Below are 15,369 nucleotides of genomic sequence, written 5' to 3' on the forward strand. Positions count from 1 at the left end.
AACGGGCGCCTGTCACGTTTGGCGCCAAATTTGACCTCAATGTCGGAGGCGCGCAGGGCACATAGATGCACGAGGCTTACATCGGACTGGCGCTTGTCCGACCTAGGCCTGGTTTATATATCGGTGGTACCATTGGCGTAGGTGACACAAGCCCCAGCACGATGATGGACATGTGCACATTGTCAACGGGCGCCTGTCACGATCGGGGTAATCGTTGGCCCCGGTGTCCGATGGCGCCGTGCAACGGGCGCGCGGCGGAAATCACACCAAGCTTGCGCGATCGAGAAGGCGCTTATACCGACCTACGCCTGGTTTATATATCGGTGGTGCCATTGGCGACGATGACACAAGCCTTGGTACCATGATGGATAGGTACACATTGTCAACGGGCGCCTGTCACGTTTGGCGCCAAATTTAACATCGGGGTTAATCGTTGGCTTTGATGTCCGATGGCGCCGTGCAACGGGCGCGCGGCGGAAATCACACCAAGCTTGCGCGATCGAGAAGGCGCTTATATCGACCTACGCCTGGTTTATATATCGGTGGTGCCATTGGCGACGGTGACACAAGCCCCGGCAMKATGATGRATAKGTRYACATTGYSAACGGGCGCCTGTCACGTTTGGCGCCAAATTTGACCTCAATGTCGGAGGCGCGCAGGGCACATAGATGCACGAGGCTTACATCGGACTGGCGCTTGTCCGACCTACGCCTGGTTTATATATCGGTGGTGCCATTGGCGACGATGACACAAGCCTTGGCACTATGATGGATAGGTACACATTGCCAACGGGCGCCTGTCACGTTTGGCGCCAAATTTGACCTCAATATCGGAGGCGCGCAGGGCACATCAATGCACGAGGCATACATCGTAATGGCGCTTATAGCGACCTACTCGATATTCAGGATTTTTGAATACAGAGCACTTCGCTTACGGAATACGGGAAAAGCGTAAAGCCGTTCCTAGGCCCTAGGATTCTCGGACCTAGCTCCCTCTCAACCACTTGCCTCTAACAACCGGCCGTTAAAAGAATCGTTGSAGACGATGTATTCGGCATTGCGAATAAATTCATCATCAATGCCGCTGTTCGCCTGGTGACGATGGCGCGGAACAATACCGCCGACACGAATTTTCAGTGCTGATAGCTCCTTCGCCCACCGTTGGGTCAAGCCGCCAATCATGGCGTTGGCAACCGTATCCGGCGTGAGGTGAGTGCCCGCGACATYAATGATCACCCCAGGTGTGCCGCGTTGTTGCATGCATTCTGCTGCGCGTTGGACCACCAGAAAATATTGTGACGTGGTATCACTGAGGGTTTTGGGGCCATCGTAGTGTTTTTGTCTGTCAAACAGACTAGGCAAAACATCCCCTTGCCAATGATTGATCAGTACATCAATCCCACCAAAAAGCTGAGTGACTTGGGTGAACGCATCGTGAATCGAATCAGGCTCATGATCGGCTAGACAAATAGGCTGAACACGCCCCAGGTAGTCGCGACATTGATCGGCACTTAGGCGTAGTGCTGGCCACTCGGTATCGAGCAAAACCACGTTTGCGCCAAGCGAACAAAAGTGCTCAGCCATGGCGCGTCCGGACGGTGAGCCCCCTGCGGTAATGACGACCACTGCGCTATCGATCTTCATGAGAATTTCCTCATAATTATCAGACTTTTAAAATACCCTGATGCATTTTTTACCCAAGCAAATCACGAGAAAGTGACAGCTTACTCACACCCTATTCAAGCATGGGAGTGTAATACTGGACCATAAATACGAGGACTGCGAAAAAAAGACGCAAAACGTCAGGAGGAATGGCAAAAAGAATATCGGGAATCTATAGAGGATCACAGTTTGATAAAGGATCAACAAATGTCATCAAGATCGACTTGCGATCTGACGCATTATGCGCTCACACGCATTTTATCAAAGCAATGCGAAGTGGTGAGTTTTTCATACAAGGTGGCAGGGTTATAGGCGGGGCGCTTGGGCTCGGTATCGGCTAAATGACGGCGCTCGTGGCCAGACAAATTATGATAGACCGCCTCATCAAAACCGTGTGTGCCTTGGGGCGGATAATGCATTGCCGCTGGGGCAAGCTGAAAGCGTAGATTCGCGCTGGCAATGCCGCCGCGGTGAAAGGCATCGGCTTGTGCCCCTGCTCGCAAATAGTCTTGTTCATTGCTCGCGGCAAGAGGTTGCGGCTCAGCCAGCTGGAACTGCTGACGGAGTACCTGGTCATTGCTGACGGGCTTATCGACGGGTGTCAGTGGGGTTGACTCGTTGGCATCCGCTGACAATAAGGCCATCATCAGGGCAAAGTCGGAACGACGACCTTGTACCACCGCTTGGTTTAGGTTGTCCCCAAACTGAACGTCGCTAATCAGCTGCGCTTTGTCGATGGTATGGATAGTCACTGTRGTTACCCTAGTTATGACCTGGTCGATAATGGTGATAACTAGGGTATCGGCCGCGAGAATAAAACTTTAACACTTTTATTTTATCCTACGCCTGTCTGTGCGGCCTTGTATTCTCTATGGATGTACACGGCAAATTAGCCTGCTTGAGCAAGACGCGGTTGCAAGGGCTGCGTGCTCTGACCCGCAAAATGCTGCATCGAAAACGCCACCCGGTCTTCCGGTAAAGGCGGGTAGCGACAAGGTGGTAGCGATTCGATCAGGGCAAGACGCGGGAGCAGGCCACATCCATTGGCAATTTGAATGGCGAGGCCTGGGCGAGCATTGAGCTCCAGTACCATTGGACCTTTATCTTTATCCAGCACCATATCGGTGCCCATATAACCCAAATCTGTCATTTCCCATGCGCTGGCGGCGAGGGTCAGCAGCTGCTGCCAGTGAGGCACTCTAAGGGTATAGAGATCTTGGTGCGTATCGGGGTGGTGAGTAATAGGGCGATTAAACTGGACCGCTTTTAGTGCTTTACCTGTCGCAATATCTAACCCGACGCCGACGGCCCCTTGGTGTAAGTTAGCTTTGCCATCAGACGCCGATGTCGATAGACGCATCATTGCCATCACTGGGTAGCCTTGAAAAACGATCACCCGGATATCAGGCACACCCTCATAGCTAAATCCTTGAAAGCTATCATCAAACGCAATTAAGTTTTCGACCACCGCCACATCGGCTTTGCCACCCAGCGAGAACAGGCCCGCCAAGGTATTGGTGATATGACGCTCCACATCATTGTGGCTGACCGCTTTCCCTGAGGCTTTGGTATAGACTCCTTGGTGGTTTTTAGTCACCACTAAGATACCTTTCCCGCCAGAGCCCTGTGCAGGCTTAATCACAAAGCCGGGCCAATTGGCGACCATAGCGTGGATGCGTTTGACATCCGCTTGGCTGTCAATCACCCCAATCAGTTCAGGCACCGTGGCCCCCGCTTGTTGGGCGATGAGTTTAGTTTTTAGCTTGTCATCAACCAACGGATACAAACGCCGATCATTGTAACGTCCAATATAGCGAATGTTGCGCTGGTTCATGCCCATGATCCCCGCTTGGTTAAGCCGAAACGGCGAGGCTAACTTATCGAGGAGTTTGCGCATCATCGTCTCCTGAAGTGGCTGCCAGTCCAAGTGGCTTATTACTCGGCTCCGCTAGGGGGCGGAAGCGCTTGAGTTCCGACAAGCGATAGCCCGTGTAATTACCCAGTAGCAAGATAAGGGCGAGAATAACCAACTGCAGGCCAATAAAGTTAAAGGTGAGATGGCGAACCAAATCATTGGTCATCGCTAAATACACCAGTACGGCAGTGAGCAGTGAGCCGCCACCTTGAATCACCACTTCCTTCGCTCCTTCTTCTTCCCACAAAATCGACATTCGCTCGATGGTCCACGACAAAATGATCATCGGGAAGAAGGTAATGGTGAGTCCCTCCATTAAGCCAATGTGGAAAGCAATCACGCTAAAGACGGAAATAATCAGGATCACGGTAATAATCACGGCCGATATACGTGCTACCAAGAGTAAATTGAGCCGGGATAAGTAGCTTCTGATCACTAGCCCCGTACCGACAATGAGTACAAAACCAACAATACCGGTAATGAGCTGGGTCTGGACAAAGGCGACGGCAATGAGCACTGGCATAAAGGTGCCAGAGGTTTTGAGCCCCACAATCACCCGCAAGAACACCACAATGAGCGCACCGATTGGGATCAGCATGATGGTTTTGAACATTGCCTGCTCTTCAATCGGCAAGCTATGAATCGAGAAGTTAAGCAAATCGTCGGCCGACACCTTGGCCGAGGTGGCCTGTTGCGGACTGATATCTTGCGAAATGATGGAGAAATGCACCTGGCTGTGCTCACCGCCCATCACTTCTAGCAGCGGCCCGCCATGTTGGTTCCATAACAGCGTGTTATCGTGATGGCCATTTTGGCCGCTCACCAAGTCAAACAAATGCCAGCGGCTGTCTTGCCACACTTGCAACATGGGAGAAATGCTTTGTCGACGCCGGCCATCCTCAAGCTCTAAACCGCCCACTACGCGCGCATGAATGCCTTCAAGGGCCAAGGTTTTGCGCAGGGCGTCGGGTTTATCCAGTGTGTTGAGCAGCAGCGCCGCGTTTTGACTATCAGGACTATTAAGCTGCTTGATCAGCTCGCGGGTCAAAGTAATGTTATCGGCAGAGCGAGCACGAGCACGGTCAAGCAAAGCGAGTGCGGCGTTTTTAGCCGCATTATCCATGACAGGCGTCGCCACCGCGTCATCCTCTGGTGGGGTCATGGTGTAGCGCGCACTGTCATCGACCAGCATCTGGTTTTTAAAATAAAGGGTTTGCTCACCACTGGCGTGACGTGCCGACCACTGTGCTTGGCGGCCATGCTCTGTATCGAGCAAGGAAAACCCGTACCCGGCCGATGAAGTGCTCTCATCAATCAGGGTCAGACCGGGTTGGCTATCTGGTGCGGCCAAACTGACTTTGACCGGCCCGTTGGTGGCATCAAAATTGATTCTGGCCTCGATTTGCCACACTTGGCGCGTTTCATCTGCCAGCCATGGTACGCCATAAACAAGATGGCGGTAGGCACTGAGTGCGATGCCAGCGACGACCAAAAAGCCAATCAAAAAATAAAAAGGAACCCGTGAAACCATATCGATTACCTACTTGTTGGGGGTGTCGTCATCGCCTGGCTCCGTTGGCGTGTCCGGCTGATATTGCGGATGAATGTGAACTTGGCTGACATCAACCACCGCCAAGTCTTTAAAAAATTCGCGGCCAAGCAGCACTGGGTATTCCATGTTGGTGCGATCGGCGAGGGTGAATTCGGTTTTTTCATGGATCTTGCCCACGCGGATCCAGGCTTCGACCACCGGGCGGCGCTCGGTGCTATCGCTCGACGACTGACGGATACGCACCCAACGTTTCACTGGCATTTCCATAAATACCGGCTGGTCATTGTTTTCACTGTGATTGACGTTGAACTTGACCCAGGTATCGCCGTCACGCTCAAACTCTTGGATATCTACCGCGTTGAGTGAGGAGGTTTCAGCACCGGTATCCACACGGGATTGGAAGGTGTTTTCGACCGCGTCAAACCAGACAAATTCGCGTCCCCCAAGAATAACCTTGCCATCGTTAACCGGTACCCGCACCACTTTTTCTTTCACTTTTACGTCAGGGGGATTGGTCGCCATATTGGCGTAAACTTTGGCCTGCGTGCGTTGCATGACCGACAGTTGGCTCTCAAGTGCGGTCACTTTATCTGCCAACTGGTTGAGTGTTGCGCCCTGTTGCGTGAAGGTCTCGGTGAGCGCTTGCTGTTGTTGCTGGCTTTGGGCTGCCAGGTTATCAAATTTGTTGAGCGTTTCTTGATGTTGGTGCTGCGAGGTCAATGTGCAGCCGGACACCGTAAGTAAAAGCGCACTGATCAGTGAGCAACGAAATAGCATCTAAATCTCCACAGCATAAGAAGGATTGCGGCTAGCCATGTCACAGGCAGTAGCGCCCTGATGGCGACGGCGAGAGCAAATTCTAAAGGATGCGACAAAGATGGGTAGGGGGATTCTGTCAAATGTTAGTCAGAATTGACTAAATGCTGATTTAATCGACGGTCATAAAGCAAAGCCGTTAGCAAACAAGCACTCAAGCGGTGAAATAAAACACAGGCCCTCAATACAAGCGTCGCGATTGCGAGCGGGGCGTCAGGGCGGGGTGGGTGCCAGGTAAAGATGCTTCAACACCGCCGCCAAGCCGGAGGATGACTGGCGGTGGTGTTGTTTTTCAGACCCAGCAAGTTAGTCTGGGTTACGAGCCACTAAGATCGCGCGTTTAGGGGCCGGATACCCTTCGATGGTTTGCGCTGGGTTGTTGGGGTCGAGGTAATCTGGCAGCGAGTTATGGGTCATCCATTCGGTACTGCGCTGCTCATCAGTGGTGGTGACACACTCGTCGACAATACGCACATCGACAAATCCGACTTTTTCCAGCCAGATTTTTAACGCACGCGCGGACGGGAAAAAGTAGACGTTGCGCATTTGTGCATAGCGGCTGGTCGGCACCAACACCGCGTTTTCGTCCCCATCGATCACTAAGGTTTCCAGCACCAGCTCGCCATCTTTGCGCAACTGATCTTTGAGTTGCATCAGATGATCGAGGGGGGAGCGGCGGTGGTACAGCACGCCCATGCTGAATACGGTGTCGAACGCGCGCAGCGCAGGGAGTTTCTCGATCCCTAAAGGCAACAAGTGCGCGCGCTGATCGTTACCCATCAAGCGCCGAATGGCATCGAATTGAATCAAAAATAGCTCTGATGGATCTATGCCCACTGTCAGTTCGGCCCCTTCGCCCAACATGCGCCACATGTGATAACCATTGCCGCAACCAACATCAAGCACATAACGCCCTTTTAGCGGCGAAATATGCGGCAGCACCCGATCCCACTTCCAATCGGAGCGCCATTCGGTATCAATATCAATACCGTGTACCTGGTACGGGCCTTTACGCCAAGGGTGCAAGGTGCGTAATAAGTTTTCTAATTTTTTGCGCTCGCCATTAGGTAAGCGACCGTCATCACCTATACGCACCGCGTCTTTCAGTTCAACCGTCTCGGGCGCAGTGGTTGGGATCTTGTTGAGCACTTTTATCCACTTAGGCATATCGCCATGCGGCTGGTGTTGCCACTCGGCTAATTGTGCTGGCAACACCTCGAGCCAATGGCTTAAGCGGTTTTTAGCAATCAGCTGATAAAAATCGGAAAAATCAAACATCAGATTACTCGTACTTTCAGGTTCGTCTTACTTAATCGCCAGCATCGAACCAAAGTTAAAACACTGGAACCACATGGCGACACTGCTAAAGCCAATGGCATGGAGCCGCGCTTGGTGGGTGGTAATACTGTCTGGACGCATCACATTCTCAAGTGCACTGCGTTTTTGGCTGATCTCAAGCTCGCTATAGCCATTGGCGCGCTTAAAGTCGTGGTGTAAATCGATCAGCAACTCATTGGCGGTGTCATCTTCAAAGCGGTACTTCTCGGATAAAATCAGGATCCCACCTGGCTTCAAGCCTTGATAAATGCGAGTGAGTAGGGCTTGGCGATCGTCAGGGCTTAAAAACTGTAGGGTAAAATTAAGCACCACCATCGAGGCATTGGTTATCTCGACATCGCGAATATCAGCCTCACGTACCTCAACATCCGCCGCGCCACGATAGGCATTCACATGGAGTCGGCAACGTTCAACCATGGCTTGAGAGTTATCCACCGCGATGATTTTGCAGCTGTCATGAGCGATATGGCGGCGCATCGATAAAGTGGCAGCACCTAGCGAACAGCCCAGATCGTAAATATGACTATCAGGCGCAGCAAAACGCTTGGCCAGCATGCCAATGGCCGAAATGATATTGCTGTATCCCGGCACCGATCGCTGGATCATATCCGGGAACACTTCGGCGACATTTTCATCGAAGGTGAAGTCGCCCATTTTCTCGATAGGCGCAGCGAAAATTTTATCCTGATTAGCCATGTAAGCCCCTACACATCAGCCTAGCAGGCAGGTTCTCGCGCATGACGCGCGCAAACCCTGCCACAAAAGCGGCGTATTGTAGTGAATTTTTTTGCCCCTGTCTGCACGGTGACTGCGCCGCGTGGGGCGGATATTAAAACAATGCCCCTTGTTGACTTTGCGCGGCGCGCGTGACGGAAGCCAGTGGCGTTGATAAATCAAGACGTTGGTACAACTGTGCTGCCAGTGCAGGGGCCTGGTCGTTATCTGAGGTATGAATCATTAAATAGGGCGTTTTGCACGCGGCGATCCATTGGGATAAGCGTGAGATCCAAGGGTCAAAAAACGCGCTGTTTTCGGGCAAGTCTGGATGGCCGATAAAACGCACCATGGGAGCATCGCTGGTGGCGATGGCATGCACGGGCACCCGGGGCTTTTTCTTTTGCGCATCAATAATCGCCGGAGTGTCGGGTTTAGCCGCAAACACCGGGCGGCTGTCCATGATCACACGGTTGGCGTGATGATCGATTAACAGCCGGTTGAGTGCTTTCTCTGCTTCGCCTTTGGCAAAAAAGGCGGGGTGACGCACCTCTACCCCAAGGGAAAACTCGCGGGGTAGCGACTCAAGAAATGCCGCTAAGCTTGCTAAACCCTCCGGGCCAAAACGCGCTGGCAGCTGAATCGTCCACTGACCAATATGGTCATGGAGCGGGGCCATCAGCTTGATAAAGTCAGCGGTTAAGTCTTGCGCATGGCGCAGCTGGCATTGATGAGTAATGGTTTTAGGCAGCTTAAAGGTAAATTGAAAGCTGTCTGGAATGGCGGCTGCCCAATTATTCACCGTTTGCGGCGACGGGGAGGCGTAAAAGGTCGTATTTCCTTCAACCGTGTTAAACACCTCGGCATAGCGGGCTAAACGCTCGCCCGACTGGGTGCCTGGCGGGTAAAAATGATGCTGCCAACTAGGATGAGACCATTGCGTCAGCCCCAATCGTAAGGGCGGATTCAGGTCTTGGTGTAATAGGGATACCATGCCCGTAATGATGCCTTGCCAACCAATAGGGCACTAGCCTAAAAGGAATTGAACAAAAAAACTATCGGTTTTAAGCGCGATCGCTTTACCAAGAGCGGGGCTTTTCCTTTATAATGGCAGGCTTTGACAGTAACGGCACTCATGGGGGCGTACCGTCAGGTACGACAGACGCTGTTACCCGAATTCCCCTCAGTATTTGGCAGGCTTGTGCCCCAGGGGCAAGCGGAATCATCAGAACAGATCAGGAATAATCTATGCGCACCCAATATTGTGGTCACCTGAATAAAGCCCACGTCGGGCAAGAAGTAAGTCTTTGTGGTTGGGTTAACCGCCGCCGTGATTTGGGCGGCTTGATTTTTATCGACATGCGCGACCGTGAGGGTCTGGTGCAAGTTGTGATTGACCCTGATATGGGTGATGTTTACGAGCAAGCAAACAAATTGCGTAACGAATTTTGCCTGACCATCCGTGGTGAAGTACGTGCGCGCCCAGAGAGCCAGATCAACAGTGATATGGCCACTGGCGAAGTGGAAGTGGTGGCGAAAGGGTTGGAGATCATCAACCGCAGTGCACCGATGCCAATTGACTTTAACCAGTTTATTTCCGAAGAGCAGCGCCTGAAGTATCGCTACCTTGACTTGCGCCGCCCCGAAATGAGCGATCGGATTAAACTGCGTGCCAAAGCCACCAGCTTTGTCCGTCGTTTCCTTGATGACAATGACTTTTTAGACATCGAAACTCCGGTACTCACCAAAGCGACCCCTGAAGGCGCACGTGATTACTTGGTGCCAAGCCGTGTGCACAAAGGCAACTTTTATGCGCTGCCGCAATCACCACAGCTGTTTAAACAGTTGTTGATGATGTCCGGGTTCGATCGTTACTACCAAATCGTGAAGTGCTTCCGTGATGAAGATTTGCGTGCCGATCGCCAGCCAGAGTTTACCCAGATTGATATCGAAACCTCGTTTATGAGCGCCGATCAAGTGCGCGAGGTCACCGAGCAATTGATCCGTGACATGTGGCAATCACTGCTTAATGTCGACCTGGGCGCGTTCCCCACCATGAAGTATGAAGAAGCGATGCGCCGTTTTGGCTCCGACAAGCCAGATTTGCGTAACCCGCTCGAAATCGTCGATGTAGCAGACATCGTTAAAGATGTTGAATTTAAAGTGTTCTCTGGCCCGGCAAACGATGAGAAAGGCCGCGTGGCTGTGATTCGTGTACCAGGCGGTGCCAGCTTGTCGCGCAAGCAGATTGATGAATACACCCATTTTGTTGGCATCTACGGCGCCAAAGGCTTGGCGTGGATGAAAGTCAACGACCGCGACGCCGGTTTTGATGGCATTCAATCGCCGGTGGCCAAGTTCCTCAATGCCGAAGTGGTAGAAAGCATTCTGTCACGCACCGAGGCGCAAACCGGTGACATTATCCTATTCGGCGCAGACAAAAAGTCTGTCGTTACCGAAGCGCTTGGCGCACTGCGTGTGAAGTTAGGCCTGGATCTGGAGCTGACCGACACCCAAGCGTGGGCACCATTGTGGGTGATTGACTTCCCAATGTTTGAGGAAGACGACGAAGGTAACTTGCATGCGATGCACCACCCGTTCACTGCGCCGACAGACGTGACACCTGAAGAGCTGGTGGCAAATCCTGCGGCGGCGAACTCTAACGCGTATGACATGGTGATTAATGGCTACGAAGTGGGCGGTGGCTCGGTGCGTATCCATAACCCAGAAATGCAAGCCGCGGTATTTGAGACGCTGGGCATTGATGAGCAAGAGCAGCGCAAGAAATTCGGCTTCTTGCTGGATGCGTTGCAATACGGCACCCCACCACACGCGGGTCTGGCGTTTGGTATGGATCGCCTGGTGATGTTGCTATCCGGCACCGAAAACATTCGCGACGTGATTGCCTTCCCGAAAACCACTGCAGCGGCCTGCTTGATGACTGACGCGCCAAGCCTGGCCAATGACGCGGCGCTTGAAGAGCTGGCTCTCAGCATTACCGCGGCGGCAGAGCAAAACGAACACAGCGAATAAATTCGCCTGATGACGGGCAAATAGCCTTGCCCGTCTTATCCTTGGGGCCGATAACTGCCGCAATCACGCGGTGATATCACGGCTGCAAGGTCACTGTCTCAACGCGCCTCAGACTGAAAAGCCAAGGCGCGTTTTTTCTTATAACTCCTTTCACGTGAGGGGAGCGCAAAAAAACGGAGAGTCGATATGGCAGGTCACAGTAAGTGGTCGAACATTAAACACCGTAAAGCTGCTCAAGACGCGAAGCGCGGTAAGATTTTCACCAAACTTATCCGAGAAATTGTGGTGGCAACCAAAGAGGGGGGCCCCGAGGCGGAAACCAACCCACGTTTGCGTGCCGCGGTGGACAAAGCGCTATCAAATAACATGACGCGCGACACCATCAACCGCGCGATTTCACGCGGGGCAGGCGGCGAAGGTGACGAGAACATGGAAACCGTCATCTATGAAGGCTATGGCCCCGCGGGCACCGCGGTGATGGTGGAGTGCATGACCGATAACCGCAACCGCACGGTATCAGGGGTGCGCCATGCGTTTTCCAAATCCGGTGGTAACCTGGGGACCGATGGTTCAGTCAGCTTCTTATTTGATAAAAAAGGGGTGATCACCTATGCCTCTGGCCTGGAAGAAGATGCGGTGATGGAAGCGGCGCTCGAAGGCGGCGCGGACGATGTGGTCACCTATGACGACGGTTCAATGGATGTGTACACCACGCCTAATGACTTTGGCTATGTGAAAGATGCTCTGGATAAAGCCGGGTTTGAGGCTGAACGTGCCGAAGTGACGCAGGTGCCATCCACCAAAGCGGAGTTAGATGCAGACACTGCACCCAAGCTGCTGCGCTTGATCGATACGTTAGAAGACCTTGACGATGTGCAAGAAGTCTACCATAACGGTGATATCTCGGACGAAGTGGCAGCGAGTTTAAGCTAAATGGCAGTGATACTGGGAATTGACCCAGGTTCGCGGATCACCGGTTATGGGGTGATCCGCCAACATGGTCGGCATCTAGAATATCTCGGCAGTGGCTGTATTCGCACCGAGACCGACGACTTACCCGGTCGACTAAAGCATATCTACGCAGGCGTGAGCGAAGTCATCACGCAGTTTCAGCCGGATAACTTTGCTATTGAGCAAGTATTTATGGCTCGCAACGCGGATTCAGCGCTTAAACTGGGTCAAGCACGCGGCAGTGCCATTGTTGCGGCGGTAAACGCCGATTTACCTGTCTCTGAATATGCCGCCAGGCTTATCAAGCAAGCCGTAGTGGGAAAAGGCAGCGCGGATAAAAAGCAAGTCCAGCATATGGTCACCCATATGTTAAAGCTCAGTGCCACCCCGCAAGCCGATGCCGCCGATGCTCTCGCGGTTGCCATTTGTCATGCCCACACCAACCACACCCTCATCGCCATGGCCGGCAAAGCCAACGCCGCCCGCCGCGGCCGGTATCGGTAAAAGCGCTTTTTACTCTTTACTCGTTCCCACGCGCCTGCGTGGGAATGCATACAATGACAAAACTTATACATCGATGATCCCATTGGCGTAGGTGACACAAGCCCCAGCAAAATGTTGGATAAGAGCACATTGTCAACGGGCGCCAGTTGCACTGCGCCTGTCACGATCGGTGCCAATTTTGACCACGATGTCGGATGGCGCGCGGCCGGCTTGGGTATTCATTATTGATATTGTGCTGGCGCTTATACCGACCTACGCCTGGTTTCTATATCGGTGGTCATATTTAATTTCGATGATCCCATTGGCGTCGATGACACAAGCCCCGGCAAGGTGTTGGGTATGTGCACATTGTCAACGGGCGCCAGTTGCACTGCGCCTGTCACGATCGGTGCCAATTTTGACCACGATGTCGATGGCGCCGTGCAACGGGCGCGCGGCCGGCTTGGGTATTCATTATTGATATTGTGCTGGCGCTTATGCCGACCTACGCCTGGTTTCTATATCGGTGGTCATATTTAATTTCGATGATCTCATTGGCGTCGATGACACAAGCCCCAGCACGATGATGGACATGTGCATATTGTCAACGGGCGCCTGTCACGTTTGGCGCCAAATTTGACCTCAATGTCGGAGGCGCGCAGGGCACATCGATGCACGAGGCTTACATCGGACTGGCGCTTGTCCGACCTACGCCTGGTTTCTATATCGGTGGTCATATTTAATTTCGATGATCCCATTGGCGTAGGTGACACAAGCCCCAGCAAAATGTTGGATAAGAGCACATTGTCAACGGGCGCCTGTCACGATCGGCGCCAAATTTAACATCGATGTCAATTTTAACCGCCAATGTCGGATGGCGCGCGGCGGAAATCACACCAAGCTTGCGCGATCGAGAAGGCGCTTATRCCGACCTACGCCTGGTTTCTATATCGGTGGTGCCATTGACTACGATTGCTCGTTCCCACGCTCCTGCGTGGGAATGCATTATTGATATTGTGCTGGCGCTTATGCCGACCTACGCGATATTCGGGATTTTTGAATACAGAACGCTTCGCTTACGGAGCACAGAAGAGAGCAGAAAGCAGAAAGTAGTTCCTAGGAACTTTATCTACCAGAGCTGGCACGATAGGCTTTTCCGTATCCCCCTCAATCCGACTGGATATAGATCCAGTTATTCTTTATCCTTGGGGGCAAAGTAACAAACAGAGAATCGATTGTGATAGGCCGATTACAGGGAACCCTGATAGAAAAGCAACCTCCTGAGATTTTGATCGATGTGAACGGCGTCGGCTATGAAGTGAGCATGCCGATGAACTGCTTGTATCAATTGCCGGAGGTGGGCGAAACTGCCACCGTGTACACCCATTTTGTGGCGCGTGAAGATGCGCAACTTCTCTATGGTTTTAGCGGTAAACGAGAGCGAGCGCTGTTTCGGGAAGTGATCAAGGCCAATGGCGTGGGACCTAAACTGGGGTTAGCGATTTTATCGGGGATGACGGCTAACCACTTTGTCGACAGTGTCGAGCACAATGATGTCTCGACCTTGGTGAAAATCCCTGGCGTGGGCAAGAAGACCGCGGAACGTTTGGTGGTTGAAATGCGTGACCGGCTTAAAAACTGGGAAGCGTTCGATCTCTTTACCCCGCACACGGATGCCGCGACGGCTGAAGGCGCAGCCCTGCGCGCAGCGCCAACCACGATTTCGTCTGCCGCGGATGAGGCGGTAAGCGCCTTAGTCGCACTGGGTTATAAAGCGGCGCAGGCGGAGAAAGTGGTTAAACAAATTGCAACTGATGACATGAGCAGCGAAGACGTGATCCGTCACGCGCTGCGTTCAATGGTGTAACCCATGATAGAAGCTGATCGTTTAATCTCGGCGCAAACCACCCCTGATCGGGAAGAAGAGGTGATCGACCGCGCGATTCGTCCTAAGTTATTGGAAGACTATCAGGGGCAAAATCACGTCCGTGATCAAATGGAAATCTTTATCCATGCTGCGCGCAAACGCCAAGAAGCGCTCGATCACTTGTTGATTTTTGGCCCGCCAGGTCTGGGTAAAACCACCTTGGCGAATATTGTGGCCAATGAAATGGACGTCAATATTCGCACTACGTCAGGCCCTGTATTAGAAAAAGCCGGCGATCTGGCCGCCTTGCTCACCAACCTTGAGCCTCATGATGTATTATTTATTGATGAAATCCATCGCTTAAGCCCAGTGGTAGAAGAAGTCTTATACCCGGCGATGGAAGACTATCAGCTAGATATTATGATTGGTGAAGGGCCTGCCGCGCGCTCAATCAAAATCGATTTACCGCCGTTTACCCTGATTGGAGCTACCACCCGCGCCGGCTCGCTGACATCGCCCTTGCGTGACCGGTTTGGTATTACTCAGCGTTTAGAGTATTACAGCGTGGGCGATCTAACCGGTATCGTGAAACGCAGCGCCCATTGCTTGGCATTATCAACCGACGAGGAAGGGGCGATGGAAGTGGCGCGTCGTTCTCGTGGTACGCCACGCATTGCCAACCGCTTGCTCCGCCGTGTGCGAGATTATGCCGAAGTAAAAGGCACGGGAGATATCAGTGCTGACATAGCCCAACGCGCGCTCGATATGCTCGATGTCGACAGCCAAGGGTTTGACTACATGGATCGCAAGCTACTCAATGCCATTATTGAGAAGTTCGATGGCGGGCCGGTGGGGCTTGATAACTTAGCGGCGGCGATTGGCGAAGAGAAAGACACCATCGAAGATGTGATTGAGCCTTATTTGATTCAACAAGGCTACCTGCAACGCACACCACGTGGCCGGATTGCCAGCCAGCGTGCCTATTTGCACTTTGGCTTTGATTTGCCGAAAACCTAGTCGGCTAAGACTGAGCGGAAAA

General features: G+C 52.6%; 12 protein-coding genes and 1 pseudogene. 5 read left to right on the top strand and 8 right to left on the bottom strand.

Annotated features, from left to right (window positions below):
• Positions 1-995 precede the first annotated feature (995 nt).
• The 8 genes and pseudogenes from BZG13_RS13055 to BZG13_RS13090 form a co-directional block, all read right to left on the bottom strand.
• Positions 996-1,643: an SDR family NAD(P)-dependent oxidoreductase gene (locus tag BZG13_RS13055; protein WP_077486935.1), complete on the bottom strand. Its 648-nt coding sequence runs from the start codon at positions 1,641-1,643 to the stop codon at positions 996-998.
• A 257-nt stretch (positions 1,644-1,900) separates the two neighbouring features.
• The gene (locus BZG13_RS13060) at positions 1,901-2,413 is read right to left on the bottom strand and encodes a VC2046/SO_2500 family protein (protein ID WP_069361226.1); all 513 of its coding nucleotides are present in this window, start codon (positions 2,411-2,413) and stop codon (positions 1,901-1,903) included.
• 137 nt (positions 2,414-2,550) lie between these two features.
• Entirely contained in the window at positions 2,551-3,558 is a 1,008-nt protein-coding gene (locus BZG13_RS13065; RefSeq protein WP_077486936.1) for an alpha-L-glutamate ligase-like protein, read from the bottom strand.
• Between the two features lie 46 nt (positions 3,559-3,604).
• A pseudogene (locus BZG13_RS13070) lies at positions 3,605-5,107 on the bottom strand (inactive transglutaminase family protein); the annotation flags it as partial.
• A 9-nt stretch (positions 5,108-5,116) separates the two neighbouring features.
• Positions 5,117-5,905 carry an ATP-dependent zinc protease family protein gene (locus tag BZG13_RS13075; RefSeq protein WP_077459200.1) on the bottom strand — a complete coding sequence of 263 codons (789 nt, stop codon included), beginning with the start codon at positions 5,903-5,905 and terminating at the stop codon, positions 5,117-5,119.
• A gap of 345 nt (positions 5,906-6,250) precedes the next feature.
• A complete protein-coding gene (gene cmoB, locus BZG13_RS13080) occupies positions 6,251-7,222 on the bottom strand; it encodes a tRNA 5-methoxyuridine(34)/uridine 5-oxyacetic acid(34) synthase CmoB (protein WP_077486937.1) in 972 nt (323 codons plus the stop codon).
• Positions 7,223-7,249: 27 nt separating this feature from the next.
• Entirely contained in the window at positions 7,250-7,978 is a 729-nt protein-coding gene (gene cmoA, locus BZG13_RS13085) for a carboxy-S-adenosyl-L-methionine synthase CmoA (RefSeq protein WP_077486938.1), read from the bottom strand.
• A gap of 133 nt (positions 7,979-8,111) precedes the next feature.
• Positions 8,112-8,990: a DUF72 domain-containing protein gene (locus BZG13_RS13090; protein WP_077486939.1), complete on the bottom strand. Its 879-nt coding sequence runs from the start codon at positions 8,988-8,990 to the stop codon at positions 8,112-8,114.
• A gap of 254 nt (positions 8,991-9,244) precedes the next feature.
• Here BZG13_RS13090 and aspS point away from each other — a divergent pair, with 254 nt between their 5' ends.
• From aspS to ruvB, 5 genes are all read left to right on the top strand, one after another.
• Complete coding sequence (aspS, locus tag BZG13_RS13095; RefSeq protein WP_069361233.1) at positions 9,245-11,029, top strand: aspartate--tRNA ligase; 1,785 nt, start codon at positions 9,245-9,247, stop codon at positions 11,027-11,029.
• 186 nt (positions 11,030-11,215) lie between these two features.
• Positions 11,216-11,962, top strand: coding sequence for a YebC/PmpR family DNA-binding transcriptional regulator (locus tag BZG13_RS13100; protein WP_069361234.1), 747 nt, complete (start codon positions 11,216-11,218; stop codon positions 11,960-11,962).
• The gene (gene ruvC / locus BZG13_RS13105; RefSeq protein ID WP_046075360.1) at positions 11,963-12,484 is read left to right on the top strand and encodes a crossover junction endodeoxyribonuclease RuvC; all 522 of its coding nucleotides are present in this window, start codon (positions 11,963-11,965) and stop codon (positions 12,482-12,484) included.
• A gap of 1,216 nt (positions 12,485-13,700) precedes the next feature.
• Positions 13,701-14,330 (top strand): Holliday junction branch migration protein RuvA, encoded by a 630-nt coding sequence (gene ruvA / locus BZG13_RS13115; RefSeq protein ID WP_077486941.1) that lies wholly within the window; start codon positions 13,701-13,703, stop codon positions 14,328-14,330.
• Between the two features lie 3 nt (positions 14,331-14,333).
• Complete coding sequence (gene ruvB / locus BZG13_RS13120) at positions 14,334-15,347, top strand: Holliday junction branch migration DNA helicase RuvB (protein WP_046075362.1); 1,014 nt, start codon at positions 14,334-14,336, stop codon at positions 15,345-15,347.
• Positions 15,348-15,369 lie beyond the last annotated feature (22 nt).

It is taken from the genome of Salinivibrio sp. ML323 (genome assembly GCF_001995745.1).
Classification (GTDB): domain Bacteria; phylum Pseudomonadota; class Gammaproteobacteria; order Enterobacterales; family Vibrionaceae; genus Salinivibrio; species Salinivibrio kushneri.

Bases quoted from the DNA above. Each gene is read 5' to 3' on its own strand.
- ruvB (WP_046075362.1), top strand. From the start codon at position 14,334: ATGATAGAAGCTGATCGTTTAATCTCGGCGCAAACCACCCCTGATCGG.
- BZG13_RS13100 (WP_069361234.1), top strand. From the start codon at position 11,216: ATGGCAGGTCACAGTAAGTGGTCGAACATTAAACACCGTAAAGCTGCT.
- cmoB (WP_077486937.1), bottom strand. From the start codon at position 7,222: ATGTTTGATTTTTCCGATTTTTATCAGCTGATTGCTAAAAACCGCTTA.
- ruvC (WP_046075360.1), top strand. From the start codon at position 11,963: ATGGCAGTGATACTGGGAATTGACCCAGGTTCGCGGATCACCGGTTAT.
- BZG13_RS13090 (WP_077486939.1), bottom strand. From the start codon at position 8,990: ATGGTATCCCTATTACACCAAGACCTGAATCCGCCCTTACGATTGGGG.
- aspS (WP_069361233.1), top strand. From the start codon at position 9,245: ATGCGCACCCAATATTGTGGTCACCTGAATAAAGCCCACGTCGGGCAA.
- cmoA (WP_077486938.1), bottom strand. From the start codon at position 7,978: ATGGCTAATCAGGATAAAATTTTCGCTGCGCCTATCGAGAAAATGGGC.
- BZG13_RS13075 (WP_077459200.1), bottom strand. From the start codon at position 5,905: ATGCTATTTCGTTGCTCACTGATCAGTGCGCTTTTACTTACGGTGTCC.
- BZG13_RS13065 (WP_077486936.1), bottom strand. From the start codon at position 3,558: ATGCGCAAACTCCTCGATAAGTTAGCCTCGCCGTTTCGGCTTAACCAA.